Raw genomic sequence first — 14954 nt, 5'->3', positions numbered from 1 at the left:
GGTGGAACAAGCCCCAGGGGCGGGCTAAAGATACCGGATTGGCAGGGGAAAGCCAGCCATCCGGCATCCGGCAGATTTGGTCAGAATCCAGACCTATCGAAACAGATGGTGTCCATACTGCCCCGCTTTTGGCCGGATGGCAACTAGGCAGGCATGGGAAAGGCGTAATAGAAGGCCAACGAATTCCAACTCCCAGCGGGTGGCTGTATCTTTGCGCTTTGCCTTCCTTCTTTTCCTGAACTCATGCAGTTTATTCGTTCCCGGGTGGCGGCGTTGGGCCTGCTGGCTACGGTGGCCCTGGCTCCCGCCTGTCAGCGTGGTGCTTACCTGCCCAAGGCGCAGCTGGCGCCCGTTACGGCCCAGCCCGTTAGCAAAGCCCTGCCCGACAATGCTCAGGCCGCCGCTACTATTGCCCCCTACCGCCAACGCGTCACCGACCAGATGACGGCCGTCATCGGCCAGGCTCCGGTGGCTCTCACCAAAAACAGCGGGGAGTCGCCGCTGTCTAACTTTGTGGCCGATATTCAGCGGGTGCGCGCCAGCCGGGAGCTGGGTGAGCCCGTGGATTTGGGCGTGATGTCGAACGGCGGACTGCGGGCCCCTATTCCGGCCGGAGCCGTAACCATGGGCTCGGTGTTTGAGCTGATGCCTTTCGAGAACGAACTGGTAGTGCTGGATGCCTCCGGGGCCGTGGTGCAGCAGCTGTTTGCCTACGCGGCCCGCATCAAAATGGCTGTTTCGGGCGCTACCTACACTGTGGCTGCCGATGGCAAGCCCCAAGACATCCTCATCAATGAGCAGCCGTTTGATGCCAGCCGCACCTACACCGTGGCCATATCCGACTATCTGGCCGGGGGCGGCGACAATATGGTGTTTTTCAAGCCCATTAAGCCCCGGGGTACCGGCGTACTGCTGCGCTCCGCCATTGCCGAGTACATCCAGGAGCAAACCAAGCAGGGCAAACCCATTGAGGCCAAAGTAGAAGGTCGGGTAAAGTTTTAATGTGAGAAATGTGCGTGGAATAGGGAAAGTATGCGGATTGCATACCCTGCTAATCCTGTAACTCCATCCTTTCCTCCCACCATTTCCACATTTCTCACATTCCACCACATTCAGCACATTACCACTGTGGATCGTCGCGAATTTCTGAAATACTCCGGCCTGGGTGCCGCTTCCCTGGGCCTGCTGGGCGCTGCCGCGCTGCCGGCCGCTGCCGCCGACAAAAGGGCCGTGCGCCTGACCATTCTGCACACCAACGATATGCACTCCCGCATCGAGCCCTTCCCCGATAATGCCGCCCAGTGGGCCGGCATGGGCGGCATGGCCCGGCGCGCGACACTTATCGAGCAAATCCGGAAGCAGGAGCCCAACGTGCTGCTGCTGGATTCCGGCGACATCTGGCAGGGTACCCCTTACTTCAACTTCTTCCAGGGCGAGCTGGAGTACAAGCTCATGAGCCAGATGGCCTACGACGCCAGTACCCTCGGCAACCACGATTTCGACAACGGCCTGGAGGGCCTGCAAAAGCAGCTGCCCCACGCCACCTTCCCCTTCCTCATTGCCAACTACGACTTCACGGGCACTATCCTGGCCGGCAAGTTTCAACCCTACAAGGTGTTTGAGAAGCAGGGCGTCCGCATTGGGGTGTTTGGCTTGGGCATTGAAATGGCCGGGCTGGTAGCCGATAAAAACTTCGGCGCCACCAAGTACCTCGACCCCGTAGCCGTAGCCAAGGATATGGTAACCAAGCTGCGCGGCCCCGAGCGATGCGACTTGGTTATCTGCCTGTCCCACCTGGGCTACAAGTACGAGAGCAGCAAACTTGACGACCGGAAGCTGGCCGCGCAGGTCAGCGGCATCGACCTGATTTTGGGTGGGCACACCCATACCTTCCTGGAGCAGCCTGAGCCTATTGCCAGTCCCAATGGCCAGGCAACGCTGGTAAATCAGGTGGGCTGGTCGGGCATCAACCTCGGCCGCCTCGATTACTCATTCGAGCACGGCACCCGCCGCCCCACGGTGGCCGCTTCGGCGGTGGTACCCATCCGGCAGGCGTAAGGCGCAGTTACCGGACGGCAAAACCGCACCGGTTTGGCCGGGGAAACCCGCCGGACCGGTGCGGTTTTGCGCGGATAAAGGCCGTCTTTTTTCGGGCGTTTCGTATACCGCCGGGGGACGGCCTGCGTTAGGCTAACCCGGCTGTTAGGGAATGAGGCAAGTGGTAAAAGCGCGAAAAATCCAAGGGGTATAAGTTTTTTTTGTCTGAGGAGTTTTCCACATTTTTGTCTCCCCCTAGAAAAAACGGGCCGTTTGCGGCCCTGGGCCAGCCCGTTATTTTTCTCACCTGCACACCCGTTGCTCCTGCCCCTATCTTATTGATGCTCAAGGATTGTCGAACCGTATGGGCCAACTGTCTGCGTGTCATCAAGGCAACGATTGGTGAGCAGAGTTTCCGGACGTGGTTTCAACCCATTGTGCCGGTGCAGCTCCATAATAACATTCTGCTGATTCAGGTGCCAAGCACCTATTTCTACGAATTTCTGGAGGAGCATTACGTGGAGGAGCTGAAGCGCGCTATCCACCAGGAGCTGGGACCCGATGGCCGCCTGGAGTACAGCATTGTGGTGGACCAGGGCAATGCCCAGCAGAAGCCCCGCACCCTCAACCTACCTACGGCCCGCAAATCGGCGGGGCCGGCCGCTTCCGCTACGCCGGCCGCTACGGCTATGGCCACCAGCGCCATGACGGCCTCGGCCCGCAACGTGGCGGCGGCTTCGGTGGCCCCGGCGCCTACCCCGGCCACCCTGCGCAACCCCTTCGAGGCCAGCAAAACCATTGAGCGCGACTACCTGAAGTCGCAGCTGAACACAACGTACACCTTCGAAAACTACATTGAGGGCGACTGTAACCGCCTTTCCCGCTCGGCGGGGCTGGCCGTGGCTAACAAGCCCGGTACCACCAGCTTCAACCCCCTCATGATTTACGGGGGCGTGGGCCTGGGCAAAACCCATCTGGTACAGGCCATCGGTAACCACATCAAGGCCACGAACACCGATAAGTTCGTGCTGTATGTGTCGGCCGAGAAGTTCACCAACCAATTCATTGAAAGCCTGCGCTCCAACCAGGTGCAGGACTTCGCCAACTTCTACCTACTGGTGGATATCCTGATTCTGGACGACGTGCAGTTCCTCTCGGGCAAGGACAAAACCCAGGAAATGTTCTTCCACATCTTCAACCACCTGCACCAGGCGGGCAAGCAGATTGTGATGACCTCGGACCGCCCGCCTCGCGACCTGGTAGGGCTGGAAGACCGGCTGCTCTCGCGCTTTAAATGGGGCCTCACGGCTGACTTGCAGAGCCCCGACTTCGAGACGCGTATGGCCATCATCCAGAACAAGATGCAGCAGGATGGCATTGATATTCCGCCGCAGGTGGTGGAATATTTGGCCCACTCGGTGAACACCAACGTGCGGGAGCTGGAAGGCGTGCTGATTTCCCTGGTGGCCCAGAGTAGCCTCAACCGCCGCGAAATTGACCTGGAAATGGCCAAGCAGGCATTGCGGCATATTATTGAGGAAGTGGAGGCCGAAGTAAACCTCGACTTCATTCAGAAGACCTGCGCCGAGTATTTCGGGGTTTCCCTGGATTTGCTCAAGGCCAAAACGCGCAAGAAGGAAGTGGTAACGGCCCGGCAGGTGGCCATGTACTTTGCCAAGGAGCACACCACCCACTCGCTTAAAAGCATCGGCCACCATTTTGGGGGCCGCGACCATAGCACCGTGATTCACTCGGTGCAAACCGTGTCCGATCTGATTGACTCCGACAAGTCGTTCCGCAGCACCATTGTGGAGCTGCGCAAGAAGTTTGCGGGCAAGTAAACACGCTGCGCTTGACATGAAAAGGCCACAGGCCGCAACCATAGAAGTTGCGGCCCGTGGCCTTTTTGGAGAGGAGGTTGATGCTTACTGGGCGTCGCGGAGGGGCAAGTTATGCTTGGCGGCGAAGCTGCGTACCTGCTCACGCAGCATACGCTTGCGCTTGGCACCCTTCACCTGGCGCAGGCTCAGGGAGTAATTGCCACCTTCTTTGAGCTGCACGCGCAGCTGCTGGGGTGCCAGCTCCAGACCCGCAATATTTTCGGCGGGAAATGCCTGTTTGGGCCGGAATAGGCCGTCTTTATGCACAATGTAGGCGGGCGTGAACTCCAGGTAACTCTGCGTACCGAACACCGGTGCATTGTGCACCAGCACATAGCCCAGGTAAATCAAGCTGAATACCAGAAACACATAGTGCAGAAAGTGCATGTCGCTGGCGCCCTCGCCCGTCACAATCAGAGACACAGTGTAGGCTATCCAGAGCAGGCCTAGGAAAAGCTGACCCCAGAACGGGATGCGCTGCGTGTTGGCGGGTTGAAGACGGATGCGGGTAGAATCTGGATGCATAAGGGCGGAAGAGTCGCTGAGGCCCGCAAAAGTAAGTACTTATTTGTTGCGGAAGCTATGCGTTAAAGCCCAGCTGAACTGCCGGGCCATTCTTGGGTTTCTACGCTGTTTTGGGCTTGATGGCCGGTTTTCTGTTTCCCTTTACCCCAACGCCCGCACCAGCCGCCGCCGCAGCCAGGGCCAGCGGCCTGCCCAAAAGGCCGCTTCTGCCAGCCACGGTGCCCGAGCCAGCAGCTGCATGAGGCGGTAGCGTTGCCCCAGCTCCTGGCCCAGCCGCCGCTGCACAGCCACCTCGTACGGGAGCAGCGCTGCCGCCGTGAAATCCTGCGTGGCGCAGCAGCGGCGGGCGTGCTCGGCGGCCAGCAAGCCACTGATAACCGCTTTATCGATGCCGTGGCCCTGCAGGGGGTCGATGAGGGCGGCGGCATCTCCGCAGAGCAGGGCGCGGGAACCGGTAAGGGGCCGCCGGGAGCCACCCAGCGGTAGCCCAAACCCCTGCACCAGCCCTAGTTGGCGGGCGTTCTGAAAGCGGAGCGCTAGGTGCGGATGGGCAGTCAGTAACTCGGCCAGCACCCGCTTCAGGTCTACTTTATGGCGGGCTATATCCGAGGACAGCATACCAAAACCGACATTGTACAGGCCGTTGCCCACCGGAAATACCCAGCAGTAGCCCGCCCGGTAACGCCGGATAAAAAGGAAGTCACTGGTGGTTTCGGGCGCATCGGTTACGCCCTGGTAGTAGGCCCGCACGGCGGCGCAGTGTCGCTGCCGGTTGAGGGGGTGCGGGGCCAAGTGACGCGCCACTACGGAGTTGGCCCCGTCGCAGCCGATTAACAAGTGGGCCGCAAGCTGAGTGCCGTTGTGGAGCGTAACAGTGGCACCGCTGGCGGTGGCCGCTACCGTTTTTACGGTGCTGCTTTCCAGTACCTCGGTGGCCGTGTGGCGGCGCACCAGCATGAGCAAAGCCGCGTCAAACTGCAACCGGGGGCTGTTGAAGGCCGGGGCCTGCCACGCCACGCTTACCTCCTGCCCCGCCGGCGACACCAGGCGGCTGCACGCTACATCGGTGCGGTGGGGGGCGGTAAGGGCGAGCAGGTCCCGGGCGTACCGGGGATTGAGCCGGGCCAGGGCCTTGAGCGTGGGACCCGGAATGGCGTCGCCGCACACCTTGTCGCGCGGGAACTGCGCTTTGTCTAGCAGCCCCACCCGCAGGCCACTGCCTCCGAGCCCCAGGGCGCAGGCCGTGCCAGCCGGGCCGGCTCCAACAATCAGCACATCATACTCCGGCGCGGGTGAGCTCATGGCCGAAAGTACGCAGCAACTTGTCTTTGCAGTCTGGCCCCCTATCAGGGGCGGCGCATTTCCTGGCGGCGCATGGGCATGGCATCGATGGTGGTGAAAAGCCGGGCGGGTGGCAGGGGCGTGCCAGCGCGTTGCTTCACGCCCCCATCTTTGCCAATCAGCAGCACCGTGAAGCCAGTGGTTTTCACGCCCAATTGCTCACGCAGGTAGCGCCGGTCGGGGTCAGAGAGATGGTCGAACAGCACTTCCCGCACTAGCAGGTCGCGGGAATTCATGTCGGCCCCAACGGGCCCGAGCAGTTGCTGCTGGCGGCGCAAATTAGCGTCATCGGCGGTGGGAGCACAAAGCAACAACACGCGCTTCTGCCATTTGCTGGCTTTAAGCAAGGCTGCCAGAGAAGTCTGGGCCGGGCAGGTTGTGGCCAGTAACCCCAGGCAGCATAGTACCACGCTTATTCGGAGTAGCATAGCCAGGTTATAAGGAGTGTGTAGCCAAAACCGGCACCGTATCCAGCCAGGCAAACAGCTGCTGGTAAGCCGTGGCCCGCACTTCCGAACCAGATAAAAATACGTCGTGCACGGCTCCGGGCAGGGGCAGGTTGGTTACCTGGGAACCCAGGCGGGGCGCCAGCCGACGGATGTGCTCCACATCAAGTACAATATCAGCGCGCTGAAAATCCGCTTGCCAGCGCCGGCCGGTGGCCGTGCGGTCGGAGTGCAGCACCAGAACCGGCAGGCGCAGGCCCAGACCCCGCTTTACCTGGGCCTGGCCCCGCCGGATGGCCCGCAGCCAGCCAGCATTCACCGCAAACACATGGTTGGGTTTCCAGGCCAGGTTATAGTCCCAGTGGCCCCGGTAGGCACGGTGCAGGCTCTGGCCGTAGGTATCGGGCAGGCCGGCGGGCAACGGCAGCGTGGGCCATACCGCTCCCACGGCCACGGCCGCCGGCACGGCCACATGCCGCCGCAGCCACGACTGGTGCAGCTCCAGAAACGGGCTGTTCAGCACCAATGCCCGCACCTGGGTTGGCTGGCGCTGGGCGGTGTAGAGGGCCGTAATCAGCCCGCCCGTGGAGTGGCCCATCAGCACCACTTCCGCATAGCCTTCCTGGCGCAGCTGAGCCAACGCGGCGTCCAGGTCGGGGTAATATTCGCTGAGGTGGCGCACCGTGTTGGGCTGCTGGTGCGGCAGCAGGGCCCGGCCGTATTTACGCAAATCAAGGGCGTAGAAGCCGTAGCCGTGGGCAATGCATTCCAGGGCCAGCTCCCGCTGGAAGAAATAGTCGTTGAAACCATGCACATAAAGCACCGCCCGGCCGCTGGAGGGGCCCTCCTGGCCGGACTGGCACCGGATCAGCACGGCCCGCACGGGCCCTTCATAGTCGGCGGGCTGGGGCAGAATGAGCTGTTCGAAACCCGCCCCCAATACATCGGGCTGGTAAGTAGGAAGGGACGTAGGAGTGGGAGCCATAGCCTGCCTACGCAAAACCGCGCCCCCCGATACTGCTGTTGCTGAATATAGCACCTGCTCTATACGAAACCACCTGGCTGGCCCGTTTACTTGTCTCTGGCGGCTAAGTAGCCGTTTTTCTCTCCCTCGTATGCGTTTTCTAGTGCTAACGGCCGCTGTGCTGCTGGTAGCGGCCGCCGCGCGCTCCTCAGTGCGCGCGCCTGAGCCCAACCCAGCCTTCCGAGCCAACCAACTGCTGTTCCCCAGGGTACGAGTGGCCTACGCGGCCCACCAGAACGCGGCCCACGCCCTGTTGCGCCGCAATGGCCTGGCCCCGGAGCGGTTGGAGCTGTTTCTGCGGGCATTTAAAGTGGGCCGGCGGGTAGAGGTGTGGGGGCGCAACCGGGGCCGGGGGCAGTTTGTGCTGCTGCGCACCTTCCGGCTCGCCGGCACCTCCGGCACGCTGGGTCCCAAGCGCCAGGCCGGCGACGGGCAGATTCCGGAGGGATTTTATACCATTAACCGCTTCAACCCCGACAGCAAGTACTACCTCTCGCTGGGCCTCGACTACCCTAACGCCGCCGACCAGGTACGCGCCGGTACCCTCGACCCCGGCAACGATATTTTCATCCACGGCTCCGATGAAACCATTGGCTGCCTGCCTATCACCGACGAGGGCATCCGGGAGCTGTACGTGCTGGCGGTGGAGGCGCGCGGCGCCGGGCAGGCCAGTATACCGGTTCACATCTTTCCCTTTGAGCTAACGGACGAGAACCTGGCCCGGCGTATGGCTAGCCCCCACTTTGTGTTTTGGCAGCAGCTGGCGCCCGGCTACCAGTTTTTCGAGCGCACCCACGAGCTGCCCACGGTAGCCATTACGGCCTCTGGCAGCTACGCTTGCGCTAACTAGCATGGCAGTGGCACTCGGCCGCAGCATTAAAATCAGATTACTATAACGCTAGCATTCATTTATATAGCTACATTATCAGCATCCATTCACCACAACCACATACCTATGAAGCTCACCTCATTTCTACTGATGACAGGCATTGCCGCGTTGCCTGTACTGAGTGGCTGCTCCGAAAAAGAAGCCGTAGTGAACAAGCAGGAGGACATTAGCGCCGAGGCGCTGACGCAAATCCGGCAGTTGGGCTTCAGTATTGCCAATGTTTCGCGCGACGAGGACGGCAGCTACATTGTGGAGGGAGACATTGCCCTGTCGCCGGCTGAGTTGAGCGCCCACAACCCGGTGCAGCTGCTGCGCGTGGGCCAGGATGAGCAATACCGCACTACCAACCTGGTTACCGGCCTGCCCCGGGTAATAACCATCAGTATTGCCAGCCAGCTGCCCGCCTCCTACGTGGCCGGCCTCGATGAAGCCATTGCCCGCTACAACGCCCAGGGCTTGCAGCTCACTTTTCAGCGCGTAGCCTCGGGAGCAGCCATCAGCATCGTGCGCGGCAACGGCAGCTACCTGGCTTCGGCGGGCTTCCCTACCAGCGCGGGGGCACCGTTTAATGAGGTAAAAGTGAACTCGCGGGCCATTGGCAACACCCCGGCCACCGCCTACTTAGCTACCATTCTGGCCCACGAAATTGGCCACTGCATTGGCTTCCGCCACACCGACTACATGGACCGGAGTTACAGCTGCGGGGGCTCCACGGCCAATGAAGGTGCCAGCACGGTGGGCGCCGTTCTGATTCCGGGCACACCCTCCAGCGCCGACCCCAGCTCCTGGATGCTGGCCTGCATTGGCTCGGGCCAGAGCCGTCCCTTCAATGCCAACGACCGGACCGCCCTAAGCTACCTGTACTAAAACGGGCGGCTGTTGCCGGCTCAACTCCGAGTCGGCCGAAGCCGTAACTTGCCAGCGCCGACGCGGAATAGCCCGCGTCGGCGCTGTTGCGTTATGTCTGATTTTCTGTTTCCCAAAACCCTCCGCGACTCCGCCGTTCTGGTACCTGTTTTCCGCGACGAGGCGGGTGAGCTGCAGGTGGTGATGGTACGCCGGGCGGCCTTCGGTGTGCATGGCGGCCAGCTGGCGTTTCCGGGCGGCAAGCCCGAACCCCAGGATGCCGATTTGCAAGCCACAGCTCTGCGGGAAGCGTTTGAAGAAGTGTATCTGCCGCCCACCAACGTTGCAATTCTGACGGCCCTCCCTGTTGTGCCGGTGCTTACCGGGTTCCGCATCAGCCCGTTTCTGGGCCGCATCCGGCGGCCGGCGGCGTGGCAGTGGCAAACCAGCGAGGTGGATGAAGTGCTGGAAATTCCGCTCCGCTTCCTGGCCGATGCCGCCAACCACACCGAGGAAACCTGGGAGCTGCCCGGCTGGCCCGGCCCGCGCCGCATCCCGTTCTACCGCCTAGCAGGCGGGCACCCGCTCTGGGGTGCCAGCTACAACATCATTCGCCCTCTCATTCCGCGCCTGCTGGCTGGGGAGTGGGAAATATAAAAGCTTTAACGGGCAGCAGGCTGGCACTCAATCTTCTTGCCTCCTTGAAAAAATCTGGCACGAAATTGCATCCTGACTGGCACCGAATCATCTGACCTGATATGAAACGACTTTCCCTTTTGCCGCTACTACTGGCCCTGCTGCTGCCGGGAGCCGCCTTGGCCCAGCGGGAGCAATCCATTTGGCTGTTCGGGCAGCAGGCCGGCCTGCAGTTTCCTGAGGGCGGAGGTGCACCCACTCCCCTGCTCACCAGCAAAATGACCACCTACGAGGGCTCGGCCGTGGCCACCAACCAACAGGGCCAGCTGCTGTTCTACACCAACGGCGAGTTCGTGTTCAACCGCCAGCATCAGGTGATGCCCAACGGCCGCAAGCTGATGGGCTCCAACTCCAGCACCCAGAGCGCCCTCATCGTGCCCGACCCCGGCAGTGGCAACGTGTTTTACGTGTTTACAGTGGGCGCCCAGGGCGGCTCCAACGGTCTGCGCTACTCGGTGGTGGATATGACCCGGGAAAACGGCCTCGGCGACGTGCCCCGCCTGAATGCCCTCCTGATTACGCCCGTGGCCGAGAAGCTGGCCGCCGTGCGCCACCAGAACGGCCGCGACGTGTGGATTGTGGCCCACCGCTGGAATTCCAACGCCTTTGTGAGCTTCCTGGTGACGGCCGACGGGGTCCAGAGCAAGCCCATTATGAGCAACGTGGGCAGCATGCACGCCGGCCCCGGCCGCAATGCCATCGGGGCCATGAAGTTCTCGCCCGATGGCCGCAAGCTGGCCGTGGCTTTGTGGCGGGAGGCCAACAAGTACGAGGTGTTCGACTTTGACCGCAGCACCGGCCTGGTGAAGAACGTAAAGGCATTTGCCCCCTACCCCGAAGCCTATGGCGTGGAGTTTTCCCCCGACGGCTCCAAGCTCTACGGCTCCAGCAACGGCGAGGGCGGCGGCCAGGCCCAGGTGTACCAGTTCGATCTGAAAACCGGCAAAGCCACCGTCATCGGCAAATCCTCGAACCGCAAAGTAGGCTCTTTGCAGCGCGCCCCCGACGGTAATATTTACGTGGCTCGCGAGGACAACCAGTTTCTGGGCATCATTCAGAACCCCAACTCCGAGGCCGCCAAATACGTGGATGATGGCCTGAAACTCGGGGGCCGCCGCAGCAAGCTGGGCCTGCCCATCTTCATCACTGAGCCGGGGAAGTAGGTGAAATTGTGAAGGGTGAAGTTGTGAGTTGATTAACCGTCATTGCGAGCATGTGGCGCATCAAGCCAGTGTCGACGCATCCGCAGGACAGCGCAGCTAATCCCTCCTTTTCGCAGCGTGAACCCTTGGAAGAAGCAGAAAGCCCCTGACGCCAGCACGGTCGTCAGGGGCTTTGGCGTATTTCAAGCTTGGTGCATGGTGAAGGAAGGTTAGCTGCGCTGTCCTGCGGGTGCTTCGGCTCCGCCTCGCAATGACGGTTAACCAACTCACAACTTCACCATTTCACCTATTGCGACTTCCCGCCCAGCTTAAACCGCAGGAAGCCCCCGGCCGCCGACAGGTAGGGGTGCTCAGAGGTGAGCAGGCCGGCTACGTCGCGGGTGCTGAGGCCGGCCTCGTAGAAGCTGGTGACGAGCGTAACGCCCAGCGGCACGCTGAAGCCGTAGCCGGCTCCGCCCGTCAGGCCACTGCTCAGGCGCAGCCACTTAGCCGGTTTGTAGTCGAGGCCGGCGCCCACGAAGGGGGAAGGCAGGTTGCCGGCCACCTCATTCAGGGGCATAGTCACATCCAGACCAGCTTCGAAATACTCGCTCAGGCGCAGCCCAGCCCCGGCCCGCAGCTTGGTGGGCAGGGCGGCGCGGCGGGCCTGGTCGGGCTGGTACTGAAACAGGCTGTCGGTGCCGGAGGCGAAGATTTCGACGGCTTCCTTCACGAAGTTATAGCTGTCGACCCCGCTGGATTTCAGTCGCTTCAGCTTCTGGTCGTTGGCCGTGAGCAGGTTGCCGTTCCAGGTCATGTGGCCGATGTCGGTAACGGCCAGGCCCAGGCGCAACGACTTGCCCACCTCGGCGGCCAGGCCCAGATCAAAGCCGTGGCCCTTGCCCACGGGGCTCAGTCCGCTGCCGGTGCGCAGGTTGAAACCGGGGTTGCTGGCCACGGTGCCGTAGTCGATATCAAATACCGGCGACATGGAGGTGTAGGCCTGCAGGTTGCCGGGCTGCACGCGCACATCCACAATGCCCACGCCCTGCACGTAGCGGTACCCCGCCCCGGCCGAGAGCTGGAACAGCGGCAAATCGAGCAGACGCGTGCCCCAGGCCAGGTTGAACTCGTTGAGCACCGACAGCTGCATTTCGGTGCCGGCCAGCGCCTCCGATACCAAGGGCACGTTGCCGGCCGCCGTGCTGGTGTACAGCGGCGCGTCCCGGCCCAGAAACAGAATATCCGCCGCATTTTTGTTGAGCCCCACGTGCCCGGCGGTGCGCACCCGGTTGCTGATGGCAATACCCCCGATTACGGGCAGCTGCACGGCCAGCGCCAGGGTGGTGGCATCGGCGTTGAAGTTGAGGGCGTTATCGGAGTTGAAAGCCGTGGCCAGCGCCTGCTTTTCGGCGGGCGTGAGCTGCTCGTTGGGGTTGAGGATAAACCGGCGCAGCTGCTGGCGCGTGAGCGACTGGGACGCGGCCCCGGCCCCCACCTCGCCAATGGTAAACGCCACCGTGGCCCCGCCCACCCGGCCCAGGTTGGCGGGGTTGATGCCGATGGCCTGGTAGTCGGAGGCGAAGGTGGTGGCCACGCCACCCCGGCCGGTGGCCGTGAAGTTGCTCAGCTCGTTCTGGGCGTGCCCGGTGGTAGCGGCAGCCACTACCAGGCCCAGGCCGGCGGCGAATCGGGAGAAGTTCATAGCGAAAATGTGGCGTAAGCTTTAGCTTGCGCCGTTAGTTGGCCGCCCCTTGGCAGGCAGCCGTTGAATATAGCCGGTTTTACCGGCGTCCGGCGCAAGCTAAAGCTTACGCCACATTTATTTCTGCCCGTGCCCAAACGCTTTTCTTCTACTGAATATAGTGACGGCGTGCTGGCCGGTAACCGCGTCATGCTCAGCCGGGCCATCACGCTGGTGGAAAGCACCCTGCCCACCGACCAGGAACTGGCCCGGCAGGTGCTGGATGCGGTGCTGCCCCACGCCGGCCGCTCGGTGCGGCTGGGCATTACAGGCGTGCCGGGCGTGGGCAAAAGCACGTTTATTGAGGCCTTGGGCCTGCATCTGGTGCGCGAGCAGGGCAAGCGCCTGGCGGTACTGGCCGTGGACCCCAGCAGCCAGCGCAGCGGCGGCAGCATCCTCGGCGACAAAACCCGCATGAACGAGCTGGCCGCGCATCCGCAGGCTTTCATCCGCCCCAGCCCGGCCGGGCGCAGCCTCGGGGGCGTCACGCGCAGTACCCGTGAGGCCCTGGCCTTGTGCGAAGCCGCCGGCCACGACGTGATTTTTGTGGAAACCGTGGGCGTGGGCCAGAGCGAGACGGCCGTGCACGGCATGGTGGATTTCTTTCTGCTGCTGATGCTGGCCGGGGCCGGCGACGAGCTGCAGGGCATCAAGAAAGGTATCATGGAAATGGCCGACGCCGTGACCATCACCAAAGCCGACGGCGGCAACGAGCTGGCCGCCCGCCGCGCCCGGGCCGAGTATCAGAACGCTTTGCACCTGTTTCCATTGGCCGCCTCGCAGTGGAGCCCGGTGGTTACCACCTCCTCGGCCCTCACGGGGGCCGGGGTGCCCGAGGTGTGGCAGGTGGTGGAGCAGTACGTGCGGCACACCCAGGCCAACGGCTACTTCCAGCAGCGCCGCCAGGAGCAAAACCTGCACTGGCTCCACGAAACCATCCGGGAAACCCTGGAAACCCGCTTCTACGCCCGCCCCGAGGTGGCCGCCCTTCTGCCGGAGCTGCGCCGGCAGGTAATGCAGGGCGGTAAGTCGGCTTTCGGGGCGGCCGAGGAGCTGCTGGGGTTGTAGCGCGCCGCCGGGGCCGCCCGCCCCGTTGCGTGGAAGCACCAGGCCAGCCGCAACGCTCACGCTACGGCACTACTTCCAGCACCACGACCAGCGCGTTGTTGCTGAGGGCCTCCAGCTCCGCCTGCCGCAGCTGCCACAGCGCCAGACCATCCCGGGCGTGCAGCAGGCGGCCTTCTACCTCAAAGGCCCCGGCCAGCACGTAGGCGAAGAACAGGGCATCGGGGTGGCGCAGGTGATACACGGCTTCCTCCCGTCCGTTGAAGCGCCCCAGACTCAGGGAAAAGGGCCGGTTCCCGGACGTGCTGACGAGTTCCGCCAGGTTGTTTTCCAGCTGGGCAAAGGTGTAGCTGATGGTTTCGGGCGGCGCGGGCGGGGTTTCGGGCGCGGCCACCCAGATGTGCAGAAAGCGCACCGCCTCCGCCGCGTAGGGGTTGCGCAGCGTCAGGGCCGCGCCGGCCGCCACCGTGGCCCCCCACGCCTGCTCCACCTGCACCAGCGCCAGCTCGGCGGCCACGCCGCAGCTGATTTCGCCGGTGAGGGGCAGCACCAGGCAGTACGCCGCTTGCGAAGCGGGCAGCACCAGCTCCTGGCCGCCGTGCAGGGTTTCCTCATTGATGGCCAGCAGCCGGCCCAGCGGCTGGCGCTGCGCATCCTGGTACGGGCCAAACGAAAACACGCTGCACCGGCCCGACTGCGGCGTGGTGAGCAGCCCGTGCTGGTCGGCCAAAAAGATGCGGGCGGGCAAGGGCGGACTCATGGGGCAGGAGTTGTCTGGATGGAACAGATGCTCAGATAAGGCTGCAAAGCCACCATATGCGTGAGCAGTTCCCCGCCTTCGGGCACGGCCGCCGCCGCCGATACCAGCAGCAGGCTGTTGATGGTTTCGTGCCAGGTGAGCGGGTCGGAGAAGAAGTTGATGGCTACCTGGTGGCGGCTTTTGTCCTGAAAATCGGAGTTGATGATTTCGAACTGAAACCGGCTGAACCGCAGAAAATGCCGGCCCAGGTTGTCGGCCACGTCGGGGATGAGCCCGCCCAGCTGGGGCAGGTAGGCCCGGGCCACGGCACTCACCAGAAACGGCAGCTGGCCGGCTCCCGGCGCGTGGCGCAGTAGCTCGGCATAGGTACGGTAGCGGCCCTCGGGGTTATAGGTCTGGGCCTGGAGGCGCAGCTCGGCGTAGGTATCCTCAAATACCAGCCTGTCCCAGGGCCGTTGGGAGGTGGCATCCACGATTTTGCGGTAGCACAGGGTAATAACACGCTCAGCCATAGTCAGGAGGTCAGGTCAGCAAAAAACCGCGCCGCAGCGGCTCGCTC

15 protein-coding genes are annotated in these 14954 nt (G+C 62.8%); 8 read left to right on the top strand and 7 right to left on the bottom strand.

What is annotated here, in order from left to right; genetic code table 11:
• Positions 1-243: 243 nt before the first annotated feature.
• The 3 genes from ROI90_RS11600 to dnaA all read left to right on the top strand — a co-directional run bounded on the left by ROI90_RS11600 (position 244) and on the right by dnaA (position 3878).
• The gene (locus ROI90_RS11600) at positions 244-1002 is read left to right on the top strand and encodes a 5'-nucleotidase (RefSeq protein WP_315998511.1); all 759 of its coding nucleotides are present in this window, start codon (positions 244-246) and stop codon (positions 1000-1002) included.
• Between the two features lie 126 nt (positions 1003-1128).
• On the top strand, positions 1129-2058 hold the full coding sequence (locus tag ROI90_RS11595; protein ID WP_315998510.1) for a bifunctional metallophosphatase/5'-nucleotidase: 930 nt from the start codon (positions 1129-1131) through the stop codon (positions 2056-2058).
• Between the two features lie 320 nt (positions 2059-2378).
• The gene (gene dnaA / locus ROI90_RS11590; RefSeq protein WP_315998670.1) at positions 2379-3878 is read left to right on the top strand and encodes a chromosomal replication initiator protein DnaA; all 1500 of its coding nucleotides are present in this window, start codon (positions 2379-2381) and stop codon (positions 3876-3878) included.
• A gap of 84 nt (positions 3879-3962) precedes the next feature.
• Here the strand turns inward: dnaA and ROI90_RS11585 are convergent, their stop codons facing one another.
• The 4 genes from ROI90_RS11585 to ROI90_RS11570 form a co-directional block, all read right to left on the bottom strand.
• Positions 3963-4442 carry a hypothetical protein gene (locus ROI90_RS11585; protein WP_315998509.1) on the bottom strand — a complete coding sequence of 160 codons (480 nt, stop codon included), beginning with the start codon at positions 4440-4442 and terminating at the stop codon, positions 3963-3965.
• Positions 4443-4583: 141 nt separating this feature from the next.
• A complete protein-coding gene (locus ROI90_RS11580) occupies positions 4584-5744 on the bottom strand; it encodes an NAD(P)/FAD-dependent oxidoreductase (protein WP_315998508.1) in 1161 nt (386 codons plus the stop codon).
• A gap of 44 nt (positions 5745-5788) precedes the next feature.
• Complete coding sequence (locus ROI90_RS11575) at positions 5789-6211, bottom strand: DUF4174 domain-containing protein (RefSeq protein ID WP_315998507.1); 423 nt, start codon at positions 6209-6211, stop codon at positions 5789-5791.
• Between the two features lie 7 nt (positions 6212-6218).
• Complete coding sequence (locus tag ROI90_RS11570; protein WP_315998506.1) at positions 6219-7214, bottom strand: alpha/beta hydrolase; 996 nt, start codon at positions 7212-7214, stop codon at positions 6219-6221.
• Between the two features lie 130 nt (positions 7215-7344).
• On the opposite strand from ROI90_RS11570, the gene ROI90_RS11565 reads away from it, so the two are divergent.
• The 4 genes from ROI90_RS11565 (at position 7345) to ROI90_RS11550 (ending at position 10847) form a co-directional block, all read left to right on the top strand.
• Complete coding sequence (locus tag ROI90_RS11565) at positions 7345-8103, top strand: L,D-transpeptidase family protein (protein ID WP_315998505.1); 759 nt, start codon at positions 7345-7347, stop codon at positions 8101-8103.
• A gap of 105 nt (positions 8104-8208) precedes the next feature.
• Positions 8209-9009: a M57 family metalloprotease gene (locus tag ROI90_RS11560; RefSeq protein WP_315998504.1), complete on the top strand. Its 801-nt coding sequence runs from the start codon at positions 8209-8211 to the stop codon at positions 9007-9009.
• Between the two features lie 93 nt (positions 9010-9102).
• A complete protein-coding gene (locus ROI90_RS11555; protein ID WP_315998503.1) occupies positions 9103-9645 on the top strand; it encodes an NUDIX hydrolase in 543 nt (180 codons plus the stop codon).
• A 101-nt stretch (positions 9646-9746) separates the two neighbouring features.
• Positions 9747-10847: a WD40 repeat domain-containing protein gene (locus ROI90_RS11550; protein ID WP_315998502.1), complete on the top strand. Its 1101-nt coding sequence runs from the start codon at positions 9747-9749 to the stop codon at positions 10845-10847.
• Between the two features lie 286 nt (positions 10848-11133).
• Here ROI90_RS11550 and ROI90_RS11545 read toward each other — a convergent pair whose 3' ends face one another.
• Positions 11134-12531 (bottom strand): DUF5723 family protein, encoded by a 1398-nt coding sequence (locus ROI90_RS11545; RefSeq protein WP_315998501.1) that lies wholly within the window; start codon positions 12529-12531, stop codon positions 11134-11136.
• 129 nt (positions 12532-12660) lie between these two features.
• Here ROI90_RS11545 and meaB point away from each other — a divergent pair, with 129 nt between their 5' ends.
• Positions 12661-13638, top strand: a complete 978-nt coding sequence (gene meaB / locus ROI90_RS11540; RefSeq protein WP_315998500.1) for a methylmalonyl Co-A mutase-associated GTPase MeaB — start codon at positions 12661-12663, stop codon at positions 13636-13638.
• A gap of 61 nt (positions 13639-13699) precedes the next feature.
• Here meaB and ROI90_RS11535 read toward each other — a convergent pair whose 3' ends face one another.
• Both ROI90_RS11535 and ROI90_RS11530 read right to left on the bottom strand, forming a co-directional pair.
• Positions 13700-14395 carry a pirin family protein gene (locus ROI90_RS11535; RefSeq protein WP_315998499.1) on the bottom strand — a complete coding sequence of 232 codons (696 nt, stop codon included), beginning with the start codon at positions 14393-14395 and terminating at the stop codon, positions 13700-13702.
• Positions 14392-14907 carry a hypothetical protein gene (locus ROI90_RS11530; RefSeq protein ID WP_315998498.1) on the bottom strand — a complete coding sequence of 172 codons (516 nt, stop codon included), beginning with the start codon at positions 14905-14907 and terminating at the stop codon, positions 14392-14394. The genes ROI90_RS11535 and ROI90_RS11530 overlap by 4 nt, the downstream gene beginning before the upstream one ends.
• Between the last annotated feature and the right edge of the window lie 47 nt (positions 14908-14954).

The organism is Hymenobacter endophyticus (assembly GCF_032464715.1).
Lineage (GTDB): Bacteria > Bacteroidota > Bacteroidia > Cytophagales > Hymenobacteraceae > Hymenobacter > Hymenobacter endophyticus.
The sequence above is the reverse complement of the archived record's forward strand: the minus strand, read 5'-3'. Positions and strand labels throughout refer to the sequence as shown.

Excerpts from the sequence above, each read along its gene's own strand:
- ROI90_RS11600 (WP_315998511.1), top strand. The coding sequence starts at position 244 with ATGCAGTTTATTCGTTCCCGGGTGGCGGCGTTGGGCCTGCTGGCTACG.
- dnaA (WP_315998670.1), top strand. The coding sequence starts at position 2,379 with ATGCTCAAGGATTGTCGAACCGTATGGGCCAACTGTCTGCGTGTCATC.
- ROI90_RS11585 (WP_315998509.1), bottom strand. The coding sequence starts at position 4,442 with ATGCATCCAGATTCTACCCGCATCCGTCTTCAACCCGCCAACACGCAG.
- ROI90_RS11580 (WP_315998508.1), bottom strand. The coding sequence starts at position 5,744 with ATGAGCTCACCCGCGCCGGAGTATGATGTGCTGATTGTTGGAGCCGGC.
- ROI90_RS11575 (WP_315998507.1), bottom strand. The coding sequence starts at position 6,211 with ATGCTACTCCGAATAAGCGTGGTACTATGCTGCCTGGGGTTACTGGCC.
- ROI90_RS11570 (WP_315998506.1), bottom strand. The coding sequence starts at position 7,214 with ATGGCTCCCACTCCTACGTCCCTTCCTACTTACCAGCCCGATGTATTG.
- ROI90_RS11565 (WP_315998505.1), top strand. The coding sequence starts at position 7,345 with ATGCGTTTTCTAGTGCTAACGGCCGCTGTGCTGCTGGTAGCGGCCGCC.
- ROI90_RS11560 (WP_315998504.1), top strand. The coding sequence starts at position 8,209 with ATGAAGCTCACCTCATTTCTACTGATGACAGGCATTGCCGCGTTGCCT.
- ROI90_RS11555 (WP_315998503.1), top strand. The coding sequence starts at position 9,103 with ATGTCTGATTTTCTGTTTCCCAAAACCCTCCGCGACTCCGCCGTTCTG.
- ROI90_RS11550 (WP_315998502.1), top strand. The coding sequence starts at position 9,747 with ATGAAACGACTTTCCCTTTTGCCGCTACTACTGGCCCTGCTGCTGCCG.
- ROI90_RS11545 (WP_315998501.1), bottom strand. The coding sequence starts at position 12,531 with ATGAACTTCTCCCGATTCGCCGCCGGCCTGGGCCTGGTAGTGGCTGCC.
- ROI90_RS11535 (WP_315998499.1), bottom strand. The coding sequence starts at position 14,395 with ATGAGTCCGCCCTTGCCCGCCCGCATCTTTTTGGCCGACCAGCACGGG.
- ROI90_RS11530 (WP_315998498.1), bottom strand. The coding sequence starts at position 14,907 with ATGGCTGAGCGTGTTATTACCCTGTGCTACCGCAAAATCGTGGATGCC.